Source organism: Ruegeria sp. AD11(2025) (assembly GCF_056542405.1).
The window spans coordinates 97,801-118,758 of the sequence record NZ_JBQFZU010000010.1 but is presented as its reverse complement, the minus strand read 5'-3'; the positions used below and the strand labels follow the sequence as shown (position 1 = coordinate 118,758).

The following is a 20,958-nucleotide window of genomic DNA, read 5'->3' as shown; positions in this document are numbered from 1 at the left end:
ATGCCCCGGCGCAGGGTCAAAACACGATGGCCAATATTAGCCGGTTTGTGCCGCAGGGTCACTGGCCAATCAGGGACCGTTTGACCAGATCATCCTGCCGCCATCGCTCCAACCCGTTCAGGATACCAAGTGCCATACCTTTGCGCCATTCGGGATTTTGGATGTTTTTCAAGTCTCTGGGGCTGGACAGAAATCCAAGCTCGATCAGAACAGACGGAATATCTGCGGCCTTGAGAACCGAAAATGACGCCGAGCGGATCGGGCGGCTGTTCATGGGCCCGCCCTGCTGCGCCATTCCATCTGCCAGCGACAGCGCCAAGGCGTCCGTGCGCGGTTTTGTTTCCTGCCGTGCGATGTCAAGCAGGATGTCCGTCACCTGATCGTCCGCGCCGTTCAAATCAACACCCGAGATCAGATCGCTCCGGTCATGGCGTTCGGCCAGTTTTTGGCTCGCCACGTCCGAGGCTTCCTCGGACAATGTGTACACCGCGGCCCCATGCGCGCGCCCTTCCAAAAGGATATCTGCGTGCAGAGAAATGAACACATCTGCCTGCGCTCGATGCGCCAGTGAGATGCGGCGTTCCAGGCTGACGAAATGGTCATCAACTCGGGTCAATACCACCTGATAACCCCCTGCCCGCAATAACGTTTCTCGCAGTTCGCGTGCGAAAGTCAGCATCAGGGTTTTCTCATTGGTGCCCCCGGCTTCGGCCCCCGGATCAATCCCGCCATGACCGGGGTCCAGCATTACCAGTAAGGGGCCCGTACCGTCGCGACCGGGTCTGGCTGGTGTCACCGCAGGTTCCGGCAGGTCCCAGCCCGATTGACGCGGCGCACCGGCACCGGCGGCGAAACTGTCGAAATCGGTGCCGCGCAGGTTCAACGACAAATGCGCCCTCCCCGTGACCTCATCCACCCTCAGATCTGAGGTATCGACGGCCAACGGCGCACCAAGCTCCAACACCATGCGCGACCAGCCCGGAACATAGGCCCCGAACCGCACGCCGCTTATCCGGTCGGTCCGCAAGAAGGTTTCGGCGTCCAGCCCGGTCCAGTCGACCTCCTGAAAATCCAGCACCATGCGGTAAGGATCGCGCAAGGTGAAGACCCGGTACGGCACCCCCTGGCTGAGCCCAAGCTCAACCCGAACGCCCGCGCGGCCGTCATCAGTGATGCGGCTTTGATCCGGCACGACGCGCGCAAGTGCATTGAAGTCCTGCGCATACGCAGTACTGATCAGCGCCCAGATCAGCGCGATGGCGTAGAAAATCCTGCTCATAGCCTCAAGTTATCCCGAGATCGTTTGACCGCCAGCCTACCTGACCCGTGCGGTTTTGTGAACGCCCTAGGCCTGCTCGGTGATCGCACCACGTTCGGCCATGAAACGACGCAGCCGCAGCAGGCCTTCCTCGATATCTTCCGACGACCGCGCATAGGAAAACCGCAACGTGTGGTGCCCGCGCGCCGGGTCGAAATCCAGACCCGGCGTAACGGCAACCCCGGCCTTGTCCAGAATCTCGGCTGCAAAGGCGCGGCTATCATCGGTCAGCTCGGAAACATCCGCGTAGACATAGAAGGCCCCATCCGGCGGTGCGATGTTCGTGAAACCGGCCTTGGGCAACCCGTCCAGCATCAGCGCGCGATTGCGGCGGTAGACATCCAGATTAGCCTTCAACTCACTTTCGCAATCCATCGCGGCCAGTGCGGCCAACTGACTGGCGTGCGGAGCACAGATGAACATGTTCTGGGCGATGCGCTCGACAACACGCACCTGATCCTCGGGCACGACCATCCAACCCACGCGCCAGCCGGTCATCGAAAAATACTTGGAGAATGAGTTGATCACATAGCAATCATCCGCCAACTCCAGCGCCGTGACGGCTTTAGCCTCATATTCCAGACCGTGGTAGATTTCATCGCTGATGAAAGAGGCTCCCTGCCGCTGCGCCGCTTCGATCAGCGCACCCATCGCCGCATGATCCAACATCGTTCCAGTCGGGTTGGCGGGCGATGCCACCATCAGACCCTGCAGATCGAGCCCGGCGAAATCCGCAGGCACCGGCTGCAGACGGTTTTCCGGCGCGGTCGGCAGATCGACCGGCACCAGACCCAACGCCTTGAGAATCTGCCGGTAAGACGGATAACCCGGCGCACCGATTCCCACACGATCCCCGCTGTCGAACAGCGCCGTAAAGGTCAGCAAGAACCCACCCGACGACCCAGGCGTGATTACCACGCGTTCGGGATTCAGATCGACATTGTACCACTCGCCGTACAACCGTGCGATCCGTTGCCGCAGCGCAGGCAGGCCCAATGCAACAGTATAGCCCAGCGGGGCTTGATCCATGGCCTTGGCAAGGGCTGCGGTTGCCCCTTTGGGTGCACCGGTGCCGGGTTGTCCGACCTCCATATGGATGATGTGGCGCCCGGCCTCTTCGGCTTTGCGTGCGGCCTCCATCACATCCATCACGATGAAGGGATCGACCCCGGATCGGGTTGAGTTTCTCATGCCCATCTCCCATGTTGCAGCCATGGCTTTTGAACGCTTATCCAGGCTGGCGTCAATCCCGGCCCTGTTGCTGGTTGCAGCGACATGGATGGCAAGCGCTGTGCCATCGACCGCGCAAAGTCTGATCCGAGACCCAGATATCGAACACGGGCTACGTGAACTGGCCTTTCCTGTTCTGCGGGCCGCCGGGCTGAACACCAACCGGGTCCGGATACTGGTGGTCAATGACAGCACGTTTAACGCCTTCGTGATCGACTACGGTGCAATCTACGTTAACTACGGATTGATTCTGACTGTCGAAAGCCCCGAGATGCTGCAGGCCGTCATCGCACACGAGGCCGCCCATATCGCGAATGGGCATCTGGCCCGAAGGGTAGAAAACCTGCGCGCGGCTCAGCGAAATGCAGGATTGGGCACCGCGCTTGCGCTGATAGCCGCCGCCGCTGGTGGCGGCGAAGCCGCGGCAGGCATTGCGGCAGGAACCCAAAGCGCCGCGTTGCGCGGCTTTCTGGGGCATACGCGGGCCGAAGAATCCTCGGCGGACCAGAGCGCCGCCAGCTATCTCAGATGGGCCGGTATCTCGCCCAGCGGCATGGTGGCCCTGCACCGCAAGTTCGCTGGTCAGGAATTGCTGAGCACAATCAATCAGGACCCCTATATGCGGTCTCACCCCACCAGCCGGGAACGCCTGCGCGCTGCCGAGGCGTTTATGGAACAATTCGAGGACAGGGCACAGCCAGACCCGAATGCCGATTACTGGTTCGCCCGTGTCAAAGGCAAATTGTCCGCGTTCCTGCGGTCGCCGGGCTGGACCCTGCGACGCGCAAAGGAAGAAAGCGCAGAGGATATCCGCCTGATGCGTGAGGCTGCAGCCCATCACCAAAACCGCGATCTGGCAAAGGCGCGCGCGGCGATAGACGCCGCGCTGGCCGTTCGTCCGAACGATCCGTTCTATTATGAACTCAAAGGCCAGATTCTGCTGGAAAACCGGCAGGTACAAGAGGCGGTTGCTGCCTATGGCGAGGCGGTTGAAATGGCCCCGTACGACGCCTTGATTCTGGCCGGTTACGGCCGGGCCATGTTGGCGCAGGGTCAGACGAAGAGCGCCCTGCAAGTACTTGAAAAAGCAAGGCAGAGAGACTATCGAAATGCCCGTCTGATGCAGGACCTCGGGGTCGCATATGCGAAGGTCGGGAACAATGGCATGGCCTCGGCCGTGACCGCAGAACGATATGCCTTGCAGGGCCGGATGGCCGACGCGGGCATCCATGCAAAACGCGCCGTCAGGCAATTGCCCGAAGGATCACCGGGTTGGCAACGGGCACAGGATGTGCTGATTGCCTCGGAACGCGCAACGAAAGCAAAAAGGAAACGGAAATGATCCTCAGACATGCAGCACCCGCCCTTCTGGGGCTTTCCATGATAACCGGGCCGGCACAGGCGCTGGACCTGAATGCACTCAGCGAGGCTGAAAAGGCCGAGTTCGGCAAACAGGTGCGCGAGTACCTTCTGGAGAATCCCGAAGTGATCATTGAGGCGATCGATATCCTCGAGCAGCGCAATGCAGTTGCCGAGGCCGCAGCAGACAAGGAATTGGTTCAGGCCAATGCTGACGAATTGTTCAATGACGGGTACAGCTGGGTTGGTGGCAATCCGGACGGCGACATCACCCTTGTCGAGTTCATGGATTATCGCTGCGGTTACTGCCGCCGGGCCGTGCCCGAAGTAGCCAGCCTGCTGGCAGAAGACGGCAATATCCGCTTGGTGATCAAAGAGCTTCCGATTCTAGGCGAAGCTTCGGTCATGTCCTCGCGCTTTGCTGTCGCCACGAAACAAGTTGCTGGCGACGATGCTTATAAACAGGTCCACGATGCGCTGCTGGAATTCAGCGGAGAACCGACCGAGGTCACCTTGCGCCGCATTTCAGACGGCCTTGGGCTGGACAGTGACGCGATCATCGCGGCAATGAACAGCGACGAGGTGACCGAGGAAATCGCACAGACCCGCGCTCTGGCGCAGCGGATGAACATCTCTGGCACGCCGTCCTTTGTGCTGGGTACCGAAATGCTGCGCGGCTTTCTTCCCGCCGCACAAATGCAGCAGATCGCCGATGGTGTGCGCGCGGATCAGAGCTGATGGGCTTGGGGCGGTCTGACCGCCCCCTTCCCTTCTTACAGCCCGGACATCTGTTCAGCTCTGAGAACGTATTCGTCGTCGTGACGCCCAAAGCTGTCATCCAGCCACAGTCGAAAACCCATGATCGGCGCCGACAGGTCATAGCTGCGGCTGGAAACCAGTTGCGTTCCCTTTGATGTTTTGTTGAACGTTCTCTCAAGCACCCCGCTCGCGCCATTTGCGCCCGCCTTGGAACTGAGCGACCCGAAACGGCCACGAAAACGCGTGTCAGGTTCGCAGATCTCGATCCTCGTCATTTCCTGTATCCGGCAGTGATCATCGAATTGCTCGGTCTCTAAGAAGCTGACGCCGGGTTCAACCCAGGTCATCGACACCGTGTTTTGCCGGCCGTAAGTGTCTACTGTGTCGGGCGTGACCACCAAAAAAGGCCACAGCTCCTTTGGGCTGAGCCCCGTTTTCACTTTGCTGGAAAACGTCCTTCTTGTTGCAGGCAGATACCGATCAAGCCAACCACCGGCGTAAACGGCGAACACCAGATACAGGAACAGGATCGACAGGACCGTGATCACGTTCTGAACCGCAGCACCTTCGGACCTGATGCCGTACAGCTTCATCCAACACACAAACGTAAGTGAAAAGCAACGGCTTCCGTGGTGTGTCGGAAATTCGGAAACACCAACGCGATAACCATCAACACAGGCGTAAGGATCGCTACAAAAGCCAGACCATATACCAGTTGAAACGGGATGCCGAACAGAATCCGGTCGACATTTATGCCCTGGACAAGCCCAGCGATGAACGACATGAATGCAATGGCAATCAGCCTGCGTCTTTCTCGGTAAAGGCGACGTATCAATGAAATCATAAACGCTCCAATCAACTATAACGTGTTGTGAAAGGCAATTGAGGCACAAGTCTGACCAGCACACTGCCGGCTCGTCCCGAGATTCAGACATTCCCCGCAGGTACAGAATTCAGCAATAATCAGCGCGTTTTCCGACCGCCGCCTCCTGCCTAGGTTCAAGTTCACAACTTTTGTATTGATCGCTTCCTTGGTCTCGGGCATTGAACCAGCGAAGTATTTGATCCAAAGCCAGAGGCACGCATGAGCAATAACAGAAAATCAGGTTTGTCCCGAGCAGCCGCCAAAGTGCGTGAGGCTGGCCGTACTCTTCGCGGAAAAAACCAGACCTCTCGTAAAACCGCGCCCCTGAGCAAAGTACCCCAAGCCGAAACGGCCGCTGAAACGCCGTTTCCCGCCGCGGATCAGGGCATCATCGTCGATATCGGCATGAATGACGGGACGGATACGTTCTACTATCGCAAAAGGGGTTTCCACGTCATTGCCGTTGAAGCCATTCCCGATCTTTGCGCTGCCGTGTCGGAGAAATTTGAAGAGCTTGGCGTCGATGGCGTCGACATCAGAAACTTCGCGGTCACCGACGGCAGCACGGACGAGGTCACGTTCTATGTGAACAAATTCAACACGGCCTGGAGTTCCGTCGACGAAGAGATCGGAAGCCGGGCGGAAGGGTCCGAAAAGATCGTCGTTCCGGCGGTTGACCTTTCGAACGAACTTCGGGACGTTTCGAAACAGATCCGCTACGCCAAGATCGACATCGAAGGCTTTGACAGCGTTGCCCTTTCGCAGCTCATGTCGCTGGAAAACCTGCCGCCTTATATCTCGGTTGAGAACGGAAGCTCGGAGATGCTCCAGACGCTCTACGAGCACGGGTACGACAAGTTCAAGTTTTCCAATCAAAAATATGTGGAGTTTCAATCCATCCCGGCAAACTCGCAGCATGGGCAAGTGTCCGATCACCAGTTCGCATCAGGCGCGTCCGGTCTGTTCGGTGAAGACCTTCCGGGGGATTGGATTTCGTATGAGGATGCAATGAAGGTTCAAAAGGGCCTGAACTTTGCATCGCAGAGTGCACCGGACAACCTGTTTGCGGTTATCATCGGCTGGTTCGACCTGCACGCAAAGCACTCATCCGCCAAATAGCAAGGAATTCAGCCCTGCCCTTTGGGCGGGTGCTGCAGTCCCAGAGGTGTTGCGAAGTCTTTGGCGCCCAAGAAAAGATGCGCGATCCGCGGGTGAAACGGATCCACATCCACTGCAGATTTCGCAGCGAAGATGTTCCCTCAGACGCGCCAAGCACCTATTCGGCCGCTTCCTGCGCTGCGTCCAGTTCTGCCGCTTTTCTCTCGACCTCTTCGACGATGTGATCGATCATCTGGTCGTTGGACAACTTGTGGCTCGCCTTGCCCGCCAGATATACCATTCCCGACCCGGCCCCGCCGCCGGTAAAGCCGACATCGGTCATCAGAGCCTCACCCGGGCCGTTCACCACACAGCCGATGATGGAAAGGCTCATCGGCGTCTTGATGTGCTCAAGCCGTTGTTCAAGCGCCTCGACCGTCTTAATGACGTCGAATCCCTGCCGCGCGCAGGAGGGGCACGAGATGATGTTCACGCCGCGATGGCGCAAGCCCAGGGACTTCAGGATTTCATATCCGACCTTGACCTCTTCGACAGGATCGGCGGACAGGCTGACGCGGATCGTGTCGCCGATCCCCATCCACAGCAGGTTGCCCAAGCCGATGGACGATTTGATCGTACCTGACACCAGCCCTCCGGCCTCGGTGATGCCCAAATGGATGGGCGCGTCTGTGGCCTCGGCAATGCCCTGATAAGCGGCAGCCGACAGGAACACATCGCTGGCCTTCACGCTGATCTTGAAGTTGTGAAAGTCGTTGTCTTCCAGAATACGGATATGCTCCAACCCGCTTTCCACCATCGCTTCGGGGCACGGCTCACCGTATTTCTCAAGCAGGTGCTTTTCCAGAGAGCCCGCGTTCACGCCAATGCGGATCGAGCAGTTGTGGTCGCGTGCGGCCTTGATGACTTCTTTCACCCGCTTTTCATCACCGATATTGCCCGGATTGATCCGCAGACAGGCGGCACCGGCTTCGGCAGCCTCGATCCCTCGTTTGTAGTGAAAATGGATGTCGGCCACGATCGGCACCGGGCTTTCGCGCACGATGTCCTTCAAGGCTTTCGACGATGCCTCATCCGGGACCGAGACTCGCACGATATCTGCACCTGCCTCAGCGGCTGCCTGCACCTGCGCCACGGTCGCCGCCACATCGGTTGTCAGCGTGTTGGTCATCGTCTGGACCGCGATCGGGGCATCGCCCCCAATGGCAACGTCACCGACCATGACCTGACGGGATTTGCGGCGATAAATATTGCGCCACGGGCGAACGTGATTGAGCGACATGGGGACGGGTCCAAGACAGCCTGAGTTGGGTTTTAAATAGTCCGCCTACCGGGGCATCGCAATGGCTAGATCACTCGGCGGTGTCTTCGGTGCCCTGCGCCTGAAACTCGGCTACCAGCTGCGTGATGGTGCTGTTTTGATCGGCCGGAAGATCCGCGACGGCATAGGTCTCGGCCACGGCATCCTTGGAAAGGACCACGCCTTTGGCAACGGTCCCCGGCGCACCGGCCGGACCGAAATGTTCACCATTAATCGAGAAGAACACAGACCCCGACGCGCCCGCGCGCAGCAGCGGCGGCTCTTCGGTCAGAGGCACTTCATACACACTGCCCTGTTCGACTGTGCCAAGGGTGCCTTCGAAAATCACACTGCCATCAGCAGCGGTGACCCGCATCCAGGCAGGATTGACCGCGACGATCTTGAGCGTTGTGTCAATCTGTTCGACCACCTGCGGCAAGGCCGGGCGTTCAACGGTATGAACCTCGGCCACTTCAACCTTGGGCAGTTCCTGCGGCTGGAACGCGCCAACTGTGCGCGGATCAAGCGTGGATATCGGCGCGTCGCGGGCGACCAGAACCGGAACGTCCAAAGCCTGAGGGCGATACAGACGGTCCAGCGCCTCGGCACTGGGGGTATCGGCAACTGCAACCTCGGTATTCACCGTACCAGCGGTATCCAACGGATCGAGATCAGACAGAACCACCGGGGCTTGTTCAACCGGGCTGACCTGTACCTGTTGGATCTTGTTCAAAACCGACCAGCCACCATAGCCAATGCCGCAGATAACGGCGATCAGAACCAGAGAAGAACCAATCGCCCGCGGTTCAATCTGACTGACAAAAGATTCCTTGCCCGGAACGAAAGGCGTGTTGGGTGAGATGAAGGGATCGCGCCCCATCGGCCCCCGCGCGGGCAGGCCACCCGAAGGTTTGCGGACAACAGACGCCTCAGCAGACATGCCATGCGCAACCTCGAACCCGCTCTCCTTGCAGAAGGCGGCGAAAGTTTCATCCGGGTTCATCCCCAAGTAACGGGCATAAGAACGCACATACCCGGCGATGAAGCCGGGTGTGTCAAACGCCTCTGGGTTCGAGTCTTCGATGGCAGCGATGTAGTTGGCTTTGATCCGCAATTCCCGCTGCACATCCAGAAGAGACTTGCCCATGGTGGCGCGTTCGCCGCGCATCATGTCGCCAAGCCGTACCTCGTAATCGTCATAGCCCTTCGGCCTGACGTCGGTATCACCTTCGGAATCGCGCTGAGATCTGCGCCCAATCATCCCTGCTGCCCCATTCTGCCTGCGCGTGTTTCGCGCCAACGGCGAATCATCCCATTAACGATTCGTCCGCTAGTTTTGTTAGCCTAAGCTTAACACGCGGCAAACACGATGCACACTTTAGCGTGAGGTTAACCAGCAAGTTCGGCGCGATTTAGCGCACAATGTGACCAAAGTTCGTCCATAGCCTGCACCAGACGGTTCATTTCGTCAGGCCCATGAACCGGTGACGGGGTAAACCGCAGACGCTCGGTTCCGCGGGGTACGGTTGGGAAATTGATGGGCTGCACGTAAATACCGAAGTCATCTAGCAACCGATCGCTGAGGATTTTGGTGTGCACAGGGTTACCCACGATCACAGGAACAATGTGGCTGCCGTGGTCGATCAGTGGCAGACCCAGTCCCTTGAGCCGCAGCTTGAGGATCTTCGCCTGTGTCTGGTGCTGCTCGCGCAGTTCTGGCGAGACCTTGAGGTGAGCAACCGAGGCCACCGCCCCTGCAGCGACCGCCGGCGGCAGCGAGGTGGTAAAGATGAAGCCCGGCGCATAAGAGCGCACGGCGTCACACATTTTCTCGCTGGCAGCGATATAGCCCCCCATCACGCCAAAGGCTTTGGCCAGGGTGCCGTTGATGATGTCGATACGCTGCGCCAGACCATCACGCTCGGTCACGCCACCACCGCGCGGGCCGTACATGCCAACAGCATGAACCTCATCGATGTAAGTCAGAGCACCGAATTCATCCGCCAGATCGCAAATCGCTTCGATCGGACCGAAATCGCCATCCATCGAGTAAACGGATTCAAACGCGATCAGCTTGGGCGCCTTGGGATCGTCTGCCTCAAGCAGCTCACGCAGATGCTCAACGTCATTGTGACGGAAGATACGCTTGGCACCACCGTTGCGGCGCACACCTTCGATCATCGAGGCATGGTTCAGCGCGTCGGAATAAATGATCAGGCCGGGGAACAGTTTCGGCAGCGTGCTCAGCGTCGCGTCATTGGCGATATAGGCACTGGTGAACAGCAGCGCGGCCTCTTTGCCGTGCAGATCAGCCAGCTCGGCCTCAAGCTGTTTGTGGTAGACCGTAGTGCCCGAGATATTGCGCGTACCGCCCGAACCCGCACCGGCCGCATCAACAGCATCATGCATCGCGTTCAGTACAACCGGGTTTTGCCCCATGCCCAGATAATCATTGCCGCACCATACGGTGATGTTCTGCTGCGACCCGTCCGGGCGCGTCCGCACCGCGTGCGGGAAATGGCCATTCCGGCGTTCGATATCAATGAAAGTCCGGTAACGACCTTCATCATGCAGCCTGGCAATCGCTGTATCGAGCTGAGCAGTATAGTCCACCGGTATCTCCTTACGTGCCCGACCAATGCCTTCACCGGCCGGACGTCCTTTCTGACGCGTTGACCAGACGAATCCGGATTTGCGCCGATGCGTTCCCTTGTGCCCATCACGTATAAACGACATTGGGATCACACATTTGATTTGCATCAAATATCCCCTCACGGTCGTTCCGACAAGTAAAGTTACGGCCATCAGACGCGAGGAAACGACGCAGCCCCACGTAAGTGTTTCCGATATTATACCACATTCCCGACAATGCGCACTGGACGGCGCCGACGGCGCTGATAGGGTTCCGGCAAATCTCAAAAAAGCAGGAGAACCCCATGTCGCTGGACGCCGTTCTGAATCGCATCGACACTGATCTGCAAACCTCGATCGACCGCCTGATGGAACTGCTGCGCATTCCGTCCATTTCCACCGACCCCGCCTATAACGCGCAGGTAGATCAGGCCGCCGACTGGTTGGTTGCCGACTTGCAAAGTATTGGCATCGCAGCCGAAAAGCGCCAGACATCCGGCCACCCGATGGTTGTTGGCCATGTCGGAGAAGACGGCAACACGCCACATGTCCTGTTCTACGGGCATTATGACGTACAGCCGGTCGACCCGCTGGAACTGTGGAATCGCGACCCTTTCGACCCGGCCATCGAAGACACCGACAAAGGCCCCGTCATTCGCGGTCGCGGTTCATCGGATGACAAAGGCCAGTTGATGACTTTTGTCGAAGCCTGCCGGGCGTGGAAAGCGGTGCACGGCACCCTGCCTTGCCGCATCACCTTTTTCTTCGAAGGCGAAGAGGAGTCGGGCTCTCCGTCCCTGGTGCCGTTCCTGCGTGAAAACGCGGCCGAGCTAAAAGCTGACCTGGCTCTGGTCTGCGATACCTCGATGGTGTCGCGTGGCGTGCCGTCGATTGCCTCGCAACTGCGCGGGATGCTCAAGGACGAATTCACTGTAATTGGTCCGCGGATCGACCTGCACTCGGGCCATTATGGCGGCCCCGGCCTGAACCCGCTGCGGGAACTGTCCAAGATTGTCGCCTCGTTCTATGACGACGAAACCGGGCGCGTGGCGGTCGAAGGCTTCTATGAAGGTGTTCACGAAGTGCCCGCCGACCAGCTGCGCCAATGGGAAAGCTGCGGTTTCAACGAGACCGAATACCTGAACTCGGTCGGATACTCCCAGCCACATGGCGAAAGAGGTTATTCGACGCTGGAACAGCAATGGGCCCGCCCGACGCTTGAGGTCAACGGCCTGTGGGGCGGCTATAACGGCGCAGGCTCGAAGACCGTGATCCCGTCGCAGGCGCATTGCAAGATAACCTGCCGTCTGGTCGGTGACATGGACCCGGACGCCCTGCGCGACAAGGTCCGCAAACATGTTGAGGACCGCCTGTCGCCCGACGCAAAAGTCGAATGGGACAATGACTTGGAAGGGTCCCCTGCCTCGGTCATGAACCTCGATCGCCCCGAGTTCGAAGCCGCCCGTGGCGCGCTGTCCGACGAATGGGGTCGTGAGGCCGTGTTCACCGGTATGGGCGGCTCGATCCCTGTCGTGGGCTATTTCAACACAGAACTCGGACTGGATTCGATGCTGGTCGGCTTTGCCAATGACGACGACGCCATCCACTCGCCAAACGAGAAATACGACGTGAAGAGCTTTCACAAAGGCATCCGGTCCTGGGCCCGCATTCTGGAAGCTCTGACCCGCTAAAGAAAAAAGGCACCGCCGAAATGGCGGTGCCTTTTACTCGGGCAGTTGCCCCTGATCACATATGGATAACCTTCCCATATGCGTCCAGAACGCTTTCATGCATCATTTCCGATAGTGTCGGGTGCGGGAAGACCGTATTCATCAGGTCTTCTTCCGTGGTCTCCAACTGTCGGCCAACGATATAACCCTGAATCAGTTCGGTCACTTCCGCGCCAATCATATGCGCACCCAGCAGTTCGCCCGTTTTGGCATCAAAGACCGTCTTGATCAGCCCTTCGGGCTCACCCAGCGCGATGGCCTTGCCGTTTCCGATGAACGGAAAACGGCCCACTTTGATGTCAAAACCCAGTTCTTTGGCTTTCGCTTCGGTGTACCCAACCGACGCGACCTGCGGCTGGCAATAAGTGCAGCCTGCGATGCTTTCCGGTTTCACCGGATGCGCATGTTTGCCTGCGATCAATTCCGCCACCATGACACCTTCATGGCTTGCTTTGTGTGCCAGCCACGGCGCACCAGCGATGTCGCCGATGGCATACAGACCTTCAACGCCGGTACGGCAGAATTCATCTGTGACCACATGGGTGCGGTCGATTTTGACACCCAGAGCCTCAAGCCCCAGGTTTTCGACGTTGCCCACAATCCCGACGGCCGAGATCACGGTGTCAAAGTCGTGTTTCTCGACCTTCCCTTTTACCTCTATATGCGCGGTGACCCTGCCTTTGGCGCGGTCCAGTTGCTTGACCATCGCCTTTTCCATGATGGTCATGCCCTGCTTGGTAAACGCCTTCTTGGCCAAACCGCTGATCTCGGCGTCTTCGACCGGCAGCACGCGGTCCATGACCTCGACCACGGTCGTATCGGCGCCCAGCGTGTTGTAGAAGCTGGCGAATTCGATGCCGATCGCGCCCGAGCCGATGACCAGCAGTTTCTTGGGCATCCGCGGCGGTTGCAGCGCGTGCTTGTAGGTCCAGACCAGATCGCCATCCGCCTCTAGTCCCGGCAACTCGCGCGCCCGGGCACCAGTAGCCAGAACGATGTTCTTAGCGGTCAGCTCTTCGGTCCCCTTGTCGGTTTTGACCGAAACCTTTCCCTTGGCGGGGATTGTCGCCTCACCCATCACCACAGTGACTTTGTTTTTCTTCAGCAGATGACCGATACCACCTGAAAGCTGTGCCGCCACACCGCGCGAGCGCTTGACGACCGCGTCCAGATCGTAACCGATCTTGTCCGCCTTCAGGCCGAAATCCTTGGCGCGTTCCATCAGGTGGAATACTTCGGATGACCGCAGCAGCGCCTTGGTCGGGATGCAGCCCCAGTTCAGACAGATACCACCCAGATGCTCACGCTCAACCACGGCTGTTTTCAGGCCCAGCTGTGCAGCCCTGATTGCCGCGACATAGCCGCCCGGACCGGCGCCGATTACGATCAGATCAAAAGATTGTGCAGCCATGGTTTCCTCTCGGCACAGGTCGAATGAAATTTAGTTTACCATTAAACTAAATTTCACAACGCATCAACACACCATCCCCGCGACAAAAGCGACGCAGGGTCAACGGCATCTGTTTCTGCAGCTTTCAGCCTATACCGAGCACTTCTCAATGGCTAGAACATAGGTATCGGGCCCGCCCGCTCATTCCTTAACACAAGTCATTCGAAAGGCTTACCATGGCCAAAACACTCAAGGATCTGCTGCTTGCTCTGCTCAACGCCACCCTCATTCTGGTGGCGCTCTGCCTATTTCTGGGGTGGAAACTGGCATCGACCGTGGAAGGTATCACCACGGTCTTTGAAGAAAAAATAGAGATCGTCGCGCCTCTCAAGGATGAAATCCGCGGTGTTCGGGGTGAACTTGCCGCCCTGCGCAGCGATCTTACCAATCTTCAAACAGGCGGCAATGTGACAGACATCGCCGAGAAAGTGCGGATTTCCACGGCATTGGTAACGCTGGAAAATCTGGAAGCCAGAATGCAGGAATCGCAATCCCGCATCGCGGAAATCACCGAGTCTCCGGATGCACTGATCAACACTGCCATAGAAAAATCGGCCGACGTGATTGCCAACCGAATTATTGCTGTTCGGGGATGCGTGCCGTCGTCCTAGCCAGCGGACTGCAGTTCCCGCACGGTGGCACCGTACCCGCCCATATCGACATAGGCCGCTTCGTGCGCGGTCATCGGGCGTTCAAGCGCTTCGTTGCGATAAGGGAACCGCCCGAACTTGCGGATCACCTCGCGATGGGCCCGTGCGTGTAACAGGTTGCTTGGATCGCTGTCCTTCATATTCTGGCACATCAGACGGACACAACGTTCCTGATCGCACAGGTTTTCCGAGTGCATCATCGGCAGATAGAAGAACTGCCGCGCTGGTTCGTCAATCTTGAGGTCCCACCCCTTGTCCACCGCGCATTTGGCCGACGACAAGGCCGCGCGGTCCGTCGAGAATGCCTTGGCGCTGCCGCGGAACATGTTTCGCGGGAACTGATCCATCAGAATGATGTAAGCCAGTGACCCGCTGGGATATGTTAGCCAAAGAGAAAACTTGCCTTCACTCGCGGCTTCCCAGGTGGTCAAAAACCGTTCGCGAATGTCTGCATCCAAGGCGTCGTCTTGTAGATACCACCCCTCGGGGCCAACCTCATCTAACCAAAAACTCAATACGTCTTCAGGCCCTACCATTGCCCTAACTCCGTCGTGTTGCCCTCCCCAGGGACGTAAGGTTATTTAATGACGTTTTACAGATTTGTAACAGTAAAAAATTGCAACACTTGCGTCATAATCTTGTGTCCTAGGCAACATCTTGCGTTTCCTGCTCGGCTTCGGCCGCCTCGATGGCTACTTCTTGGGCTACTTCAAGAGCGACCGGAGAGGCCGTCGGATAGAACGTCGACATCGTTCCGGTCTCATAAACGGGGATCGCGGCACGCTGCGTCGTACGATAAAGCGCGTAGGCCGCCATCGTGACCAACAGGGTTGCGATGAACAGGAAAAAGCCCGAAGGGCCAAAGACCGCGTCCCCCATGAGCCAGCCAGTGATAAGCGGACCGGCGATGGCCCCAAGTCCGTTGATGAACAGCAGACCACCTGAGGCCGCGGCCATGTCTTCGTGGCTCAGAAAGTCATTCACGTGGGCGATCAGCAGCGAGTAGAGCGGGTTCGACATGCCGCCAATCACAAAGGCCGCACCCAGCAGGATCGGGAAAGTGACGCCGAACAGCATACCCGCTGCAGCAGCGCAGGCCCCTACCCCTGCAGCCAGCATGATCAGAAAACGACGATCCATTCGGTCTGACATCCAGCCCAGCGGGTACTGCAGCACCAATGCACCGACGTAGAAAGCAGCAATAAACGTGGAAATCTCAACAAGCGTCAGACCTGCGCGAGCGCCGTATACCGACGCCATACCGAACTGCGCCGAGAACACACCACCCAGAAGGAACATGCCCACGCAGCCCAGCGGCGAACTATTGAACAGTTCGCGCAGTGTCATCGGCTTGGTCGTGTCGAAGGCCGGCGTTGGTGAGATCGATAGCAGAATGGGCGCAAAGGACACTGAAACCAAAATGGACGCGACGACGAATGTGTCAAATCCAGCCGGGTCGCCCAACACGACCAACCCCTGTGCAGTGATGATGCCAATCATCTGAAAAATCATGTACAGCGACAGGGCCTGACCTCGGTTTTCGTTGCTGGCAGCGTTGTTCAACCAGCTTTCCGCGGTGACATACACACCAGAAAAACAGAACCCGATTACAAAGCGTCCAAAAATCCAAACAAGTGGATTGGTCATCAACGGATACAGGATCATGACAGCAGAAATGAACGAGGCCAGTGCCGCAAACACCCGTACATGCCCCACTCTTCGGATCATCTCGGGCGCAAAGCGTGAACCGCCTAGAAAACCCAAAAAATAGGCCGACATCACGAATGACATCTCAAGGGTTGAAAACCCCTCGATCTCGCCCCGAACACCCAGGATTGTACCCTGCAGGCCGTTGCCGACCATCAGAAGCCCCATACCAAGAAGAAGCGCCCACGCGCTGGAAAGGACCTGAAGCATTGGGGTCTCCGTATTATTTGCCGACCGGCATTAAGGATTCGTTTTGATATGAAAAACGGCTCAGAACCCGCTTGTCTACGACATTGCGGACGCGCGATCCCGCCATCGCGCCGTTTAGGGGATTAAAAGCGACGCATCCCCGTAGGAGAAGAACCGATATTTCCGTTCTATCGCATGGATATAGACATCGCGCATACGATCCCGCCCCATCAAGGCCGAAACCAGCATCAATAATGTGGATTTCGGCAGGTGGAAATTGGTCATCAGCGCATCCGCGACATGAAACTGGAAGCCGGGATAGATGAAAATGTCCGTTTCGCCTTCCCACGGCTCGATCTGACCCGAACGCGCTGCGCTTTCGATCAGCCGCAACGCCGTGGTGCCAATCGGAATGACCCGCCTGCCAGCTGCCTTGGTGGCGCGTATTTCTTCGGCTGCGGTGGCGCTGACCCGGCCCCATTCGGCGTGCATCTTATGCTTGGTTACGTCCTCGACCTTGACCGGCAGGAAGGTACCAGCGCCCACATGCAAGGTCACATGACTGAACGTGACGCCGCGCGCGTGAAGCGCTTGCATCAGCGCCTGATCGAAATGCAACGAGGCTGTGGGGGCCGCAACCGCGCCCGAGTTGCGCGCCCAGATCGTCTGGTAATCAGTTTTGTCCTGCTCATCCGCCGGGCGTTTGGCGGCGATATAGGGCGGCAGTGGCATAGCACCCGCCTGCTCCAGGGCGGTGTCGAAATCATCACCCGTCAGGTTAAACCGTAGAATAGCCTGCCCGTCCTCGACACGATCCAGCATGGCGCTAAGGTCGTCGGAAAATTGTATCTCTTCGCCCAGCTTGACCTTTTTCAGCGGTTTGATCAACGCTGCCCATGTGCCGTCGGCCTGCGGGTCCAGCAAGGTGGACTCAATTGCAGCAGACACCGGCCCTTGCGCGCTGTCGCGGTGACGGCGGCCATTCAGGCGAGCAGGGATGACGCGGGTGTCGTTCAACACCAGCCGGTCGCCGGGTTGTAGCCAGTCTGGCAGATCGAAGACACGCGCGTCCGACACCGCATCACCGTTGGCCACCAACATACGCGCCGAAGACCGTGGGTTGGCGGGCCGCGTGGCAATCAGGTCTTCGGGCAGGTGGAAATCAAAATCGCTGAGTTTCATGGCCGCGCCATACAGCGCCCGACTTCCCAGTTCAACGGTCTGATGCGGGTGCTCCGAAAGTTCGTTTCGGTTCATCCGGTTTGATCGGCAGCGCGTTTGGTCCGTCAGTGACTTTGGGTGCTGGTGGCCTCAGCAGGTTGCGCAGGAACAGCGGCGCCAATCCGGATAGCGGGTTGACCGACACTTTCGGCTGCCGCAGCGGCCCGGTCAGGGTATAGTTAAAGCCAATGATGCCCTCGCCCTTCTTGGTAAAGACGCTACCAATCGCATTGACCAGATAGATTGGAGAGATCGCACCGCGCAGGTTCAGCAATCCGTTAACCGTGTCGATGGTGCCGTCAAAGGACAAGCCCATCGACGGCCCGACCGCACTGCCGCTGAGAACCTTGACCTGCGTTGGCGTGATACGCATCCGGCTTTCGATGGTTCCGAAAAAGATTCCCTGCCCGGCCATTTCATCCAACAGACCAACAAGGCTGATGGCATTCAGCAGCGCGGCCATCGCAGGGGCGTCCTTGATACGCGTGTCGGAGATTTTCAGGTTTACATCGTAGTTGCCGGGGCCCGCGACCGGTTCCAGTTGCAGGTTCATCGATCCGCCGCGGGCCTGCGTGATCATACCGGCAGATCGCAAAACCGAACCCGCATCACCCGAAGTCAGCGTTACCGCACTGCGGCCTGCACGCGGCGAGACCTGTCCACGCACCGCAGCCCCGCCGTTGACATTGGCGGTGAAGGCACCGTTAACGCCCCCGGTGGTCTGAAACGCGCCTTTGAACCCGGTCAGGGCTATGGTCTCGGTGACCTGAAGTCGGTCCAGCGTCACATCCAGACGGGGGCCGGGTCCGGAGGCTCCGCCACTGCCGCCACCGCCAAATGTCGCGCGTCCAAGATTCATCACCCCGCCCAGCACACGGATATCCGGCACCACACCGCCGCTATTGACCAGTTCGGCCGGAACCGCCAGCCAATCGCCCAAGTCGAAGGAGCTGAACTGCACACGGTCGAAATCCCCGTCCCGGAACGAGATCGACGCGGTGGTGCGCAACCCGGCGGCGTCCAGCTTGAGTTCATCCACGCGCAGGTTGCTGCCCAGCGTCGCCGCAACGGTCATCGAACCGGTTGATCCCGCCCCCTTGCGCCAGCCCAGCTCTGGAACGGCCAGCACGACACCTGCCAGATTGGACGACGCCGTCAGTTTCGGCGGTGTTCCCGCGCCAATACCCAGCGCGATTTCTGCGGTACCCTGCCCGGTCAGCATCCCCTTCGGAAGACCGGCCTTCAACTCGGTCATCAGGCGGGGGGACAGTTCGATCTGCCCCGTCAACTCGCTGCGTTGCGGTTCGGTGCCACCGATGGGTTGCCGCCATGTGGCCCGAAGCGGAACATCGCCAAACAGCCCCTCGCCCGAAACCACGACCGCCGTCTGATCACCCTGAAGATCAAGCCGATCCGCACTGACCGAAAACCCCGGAACAAGCTTGTCGCTTTGCACGTCATCAATCTCGCCCAGGAAATGGAATTCGGTGTCTTCGAATTTCAAGCCCTTCTTCATCGGTAGAGAAAGCGTTCCGGTCAGGCTCACCTTGCCGTCCGTCAAATCAACCGGCAGGTTAGCCTTGGTGAGCAACTCCAACGGCGGCCGGTCAAGAAGTGACAGCGCCGCCGTGGCACTGCCTTTGGCGGCGATCCGCGTGATCGACGGCGATATCCCCTTGATGCCGGTATCAGGGATGATGAAAGACGTGCCGGTGGCATCAATCGCGCCGCCCTGATCGGCGATGACGTGACCTGATTCCGCCGTGGCAGTGAACCTGCGATTGATAAGGCTGGCCTGCCCCTGGGCGTCAACAAGTGGCGGCAAGGTTTTGGCAAATCTAATTTTTGCCTGATCGAACCCGAAATCCAGATAGATTTCCGGCTTGTTCTCGGGCTGCAGACGCAAGGCAAAATCAACGTCCGAGAACTGACCCTCATAGAGGTTCTCCGCAACCCATGTCCGCGGCTTCGGCGCCAGACGGTCTGGCCAGTAGTTCAACAGCTGATCCGCGTTCATGTGGTCCAGATGCGCATCCACTTGTACCGCCCAGCCTTCCGGCTCTCCGGTCAGCTTGCCCGAGCCCAACAGCCGGTAGTTGGCATCTTGGACCATGATCTGTCCCAGGCGCAGATCGAAAGGCGCTAGTTTCATCTGCATATCCAGTTCGGCCCGTGCCAGCTTCAGCGACTCGGGGAACAGATTGGCTGGGTTGATATTGATGCTGCTGAAACTCAGCTGCGAGGTCAGGCTTTCCAGCGCACCGTTTTCTATCCCGTTCAAAAAGGCCTTGCCCTCGCCCTGAAACGCCCCCCAGGCGGAAACCACCGACACCTCGTTGAAATCCAGTTCCTGACGGCTGGGGGTGTAGGTGAAATAAGTGCTGGCGGACTCGAACGGGATCGGGCGCGTTTCCTGTGTCGGCTGCACCGCACCTGCCCCCAGATTCAAAGTCGCGAATACTGGCCCCAGCGCCGAGTTACTATCGACGCTGCCGCGCAGCGCGCCTGAGATCGGAGCTTTGAGAACCTGCAGCCAGGACAACGCGAGTGTCTGGCCAGCAAGGTCTTCGGCGGGCAAATCAGTGATCGCAACGCCAAACCGTGCCTCTGGCGTGCCCAGGACGCTGGTGTAGTTCGCCTCGATCGAGCTGGCATAGTCCCTCCCGGTCAGGACTGAGAACCCGGTAGCCAAGTGCATTTCATCACCGTTGCGGGTGGCCGTAATGTGGCCGCCGTCAAACACCCAGGCGCGGCCCAATCGCAGGTCTTTGTAATCAAGCGTCAGGGATTCCAAATCGACCGAACGCAGCCCCGACAACAATGGCGAAAGAAACACATCGTCCGATTGCTCGATCAGTTGCGCCAGATCTGGTGCCTTCTGCACTGGGGCGCTTCCCGACCCGACGGTCAGCGATAGGGCGCCGTCCAGACCCCTGGTCAGGTCGAATTGCGCGCCCCGCACAGTAATGCGGCGCGGACGAATCTGCCCCCGCAGCAAACCGCGCATCGACAGCCGGGTCCGCAAATCCGAAACCCGCGCGATCTGCTGCCCGGCGGCGTCGCTGATCGTCACATCCGTCAGTTTCAGACGGGGGCGCCATTCTTCGTTGACGATGAAGCTGGCATCGCCAAAGCGGAACTTCAGACCGCCCAAGCTCTGTTCCAGCCGCTGCTCGACCTTTTTTCGCACCCATTCCGGCGCGTGCAGGTTCTGACCGAACAAAAAGAACCAGCCCGCGAACACCAGCAAACCCAGCGACAGACATGTCCAGATGGAAAAATGTGCAGCGATACGGCGGCGCGACCGGCGGCGCGGGGGTTTTCCGGGCTGCGTCGCACTATTGTCTTCGTGCTGCACCAATTTTCTATCCACGCCTTCCAACCCGCTTGCGTCGCCCTATGATCTCGGGCAGCCCTTAAAAAACTTTAGCGG

16 protein-coding genes are annotated in these 20,958 nt (G+C 58.6%); 5 read left to right on the top strand and 11 right to left on the bottom strand.

Annotation, left to right across the window (positions count from 1 at the left end; all coding sequences use genetic code 11):
- Window positions 1-58: 58 nt before the first annotated feature.
- Together ACR1XY_RS11955 and ACR1XY_RS11950 are read right to left on the bottom strand one after the other, a co-directional pair.
- A complete protein-coding gene (locus tag ACR1XY_RS11955; protein WP_480593516.1) occupies window positions 59-1,279 on the bottom strand; it encodes an N-acetylmuramoyl-L-alanine amidase in 1,221 nt (406 codons plus the stop codon).
- A 66-nt stretch (window positions 1,280-1,345) separates the two neighbouring features.
- Window positions 1,346-2,509 (bottom strand): pyridoxal phosphate-dependent aminotransferase, encoded by a 1,164-nt coding sequence (locus ACR1XY_RS11950; RefSeq protein WP_480593514.1) that lies wholly within the window; start codon window positions 2,507-2,509, stop codon window positions 1,346-1,348.
- Between ACR1XY_RS11950 and ACR1XY_RS11945 the strand changes: the two genes are divergently transcribed.
- The gene (locus ACR1XY_RS11945; RefSeq protein ID WP_480593512.1) at window positions 2,508-3,890 is read left to right on the top strand and encodes a M48 family metalloprotease; all 1,383 of its coding nucleotides are present in this window, start codon (window positions 2,508-2,510) and stop codon (window positions 3,888-3,890) included. The two genes, ACR1XY_RS11950 and ACR1XY_RS11945, sit on opposite strands and share 2 nt — an antisense overlap.
- Window positions 3,887-4,645 carry a DsbA family protein gene (locus tag ACR1XY_RS11940; RefSeq protein ID WP_480593510.1) on the top strand — a complete coding sequence of 253 codons (759 nt, stop codon included), beginning with the start codon at window positions 3,887-3,889 and terminating at the stop codon, window positions 4,643-4,645. The genes ACR1XY_RS11945 and ACR1XY_RS11940 overlap by 4 nt, the downstream gene beginning before the upstream one ends.
- 35 nt (window positions 4,646-4,680) lie before the next feature.
- Here ACR1XY_RS11940 and ACR1XY_RS11935 read toward each other — a convergent pair whose 3' ends face one another.
- Window positions 4,681-5,259, bottom strand: a complete 579-nt coding sequence (locus ACR1XY_RS11935) for a hypothetical protein (protein WP_480593508.1) — start codon at window positions 5,257-5,259, stop codon at window positions 4,681-4,683.
- Window positions 5,260-5,750: 491 nt separating this feature from the next.
- Between ACR1XY_RS11935 and ACR1XY_RS11930 the strand changes: the two genes are divergently transcribed.
- Window positions 5,751-6,650, top strand: coding sequence for an FkbM family methyltransferase (locus tag ACR1XY_RS11930; protein WP_480593506.1), 900 nt, complete (start codon window positions 5,751-5,753; stop codon window positions 6,648-6,650).
- Between the two features lie 157 nt (window positions 6,651-6,807).
- Here the strand turns inward: ACR1XY_RS11930 and ispG are convergent, their stop codons facing one another.
- The 3 genes from ispG to hemA form a co-directional block, all read right to left on the bottom strand.
- Window positions 6,808-7,929, bottom strand: coding sequence for a flavodoxin-dependent (E)-4-hydroxy-3-methylbut-2-enyl-diphosphate synthase (gene ispG / locus ACR1XY_RS11925; protein WP_480593504.1), 1,122 nt, complete (start codon window positions 7,927-7,929; stop codon window positions 6,808-6,810).
- 70 nt (window positions 7,930-7,999) lie between these two features.
- The gene (locus tag ACR1XY_RS11920; RefSeq protein WP_480593502.1) at window positions 8,000-9,208 is read right to left on the bottom strand and encodes a helix-turn-helix domain-containing protein; all 1,209 of its coding nucleotides are present in this window, start codon (window positions 9,206-9,208) and stop codon (window positions 8,000-8,002) included.
- Between the two features lie 128 nt (window positions 9,209-9,336).
- Window positions 9,337-10,560 carry a 5-aminolevulinate synthase gene (gene hemA / locus ACR1XY_RS11915; protein ID WP_480593499.1) on the bottom strand — a complete coding sequence of 408 codons (1,224 nt, stop codon included), beginning with the start codon at window positions 10,558-10,560 and terminating at the stop codon, window positions 9,337-9,339.
- A gap of 323 nt (window positions 10,561-10,883) precedes the next feature.
- Between hemA and ACR1XY_RS11910 the strand changes: the two genes are divergently transcribed.
- Window positions 10,884-12,269: a M20/M25/M40 family metallo-hydrolase gene (locus ACR1XY_RS11910; protein WP_480593497.1), complete on the top strand. Its 1,386-nt coding sequence runs from the start codon at window positions 10,884-10,886 to the stop codon at window positions 12,267-12,269.
- Between the two features lie 55 nt (window positions 12,270-12,324).
- On the opposite strand, the gene lpdA is transcribed toward ACR1XY_RS11910, so the two are convergent.
- Window positions 12,325-13,719 carry a dihydrolipoyl dehydrogenase gene (lpdA, locus tag ACR1XY_RS11905; RefSeq protein ID WP_480593494.1) on the bottom strand — a complete coding sequence of 465 codons (1,395 nt, stop codon included), beginning with the start codon at window positions 13,717-13,719 and terminating at the stop codon, window positions 12,325-12,327.
- Window positions 13,720-13,934: 215 nt separating this feature from the next.
- Between lpdA and ACR1XY_RS11900 the strand changes: the two genes are divergently transcribed.
- On the top strand, window positions 13,935-14,369 hold the full coding sequence (locus tag ACR1XY_RS11900; protein ID WP_480593491.1) for a hypothetical protein: 435 nt from the start codon (window positions 13,935-13,937) through the stop codon (window positions 14,367-14,369).
- On the opposite strand, the gene ACR1XY_RS11895 is transcribed toward ACR1XY_RS11900, so the two are convergent.
- The 4 genes from ACR1XY_RS11895 to ACR1XY_RS11880 all read right to left on the bottom strand — a co-directional run bounded on the left by ACR1XY_RS11895 (window position 14,366) and on the right by ACR1XY_RS11880 (window position 20,898).
- Window positions 14,366-14,944, bottom strand: coding sequence for a DUF924 family protein (locus ACR1XY_RS11895; RefSeq protein WP_480593488.1), 579 nt, complete (start codon window positions 14,942-14,944; stop codon window positions 14,366-14,368). The genes ACR1XY_RS11900 and ACR1XY_RS11895 overlap by 4 nt on opposite strands.
- Window positions 14,945-15,053: 109 nt before the next feature.
- Window positions 15,054-16,325, bottom strand: coding sequence for an MFS transporter (locus tag ACR1XY_RS11890; RefSeq protein ID WP_480593486.1), 1,272 nt, complete (start codon window positions 16,323-16,325; stop codon window positions 15,054-15,056).
- Between the two features lie 114 nt (window positions 16,326-16,439).
- Entirely contained in the window at window positions 16,440-17,486 is a 1,047-nt protein-coding gene (gene queA / locus ACR1XY_RS11885; protein WP_480593588.1) for a tRNA preQ1(34) S-adenosylmethionine ribosyltransferase-isomerase QueA, read from the bottom strand.
- Between the two features lie 31 nt (window positions 17,487-17,517).
- A complete protein-coding gene (locus ACR1XY_RS11880; protein WP_480593484.1) occupies window positions 17,518-20,898 on the bottom strand; it encodes a YhdP family protein in 3,381 nt (1,126 codons plus the stop codon).
- Between the last annotated feature and the right edge of the window lie 60 nt (window positions 20,899-20,958).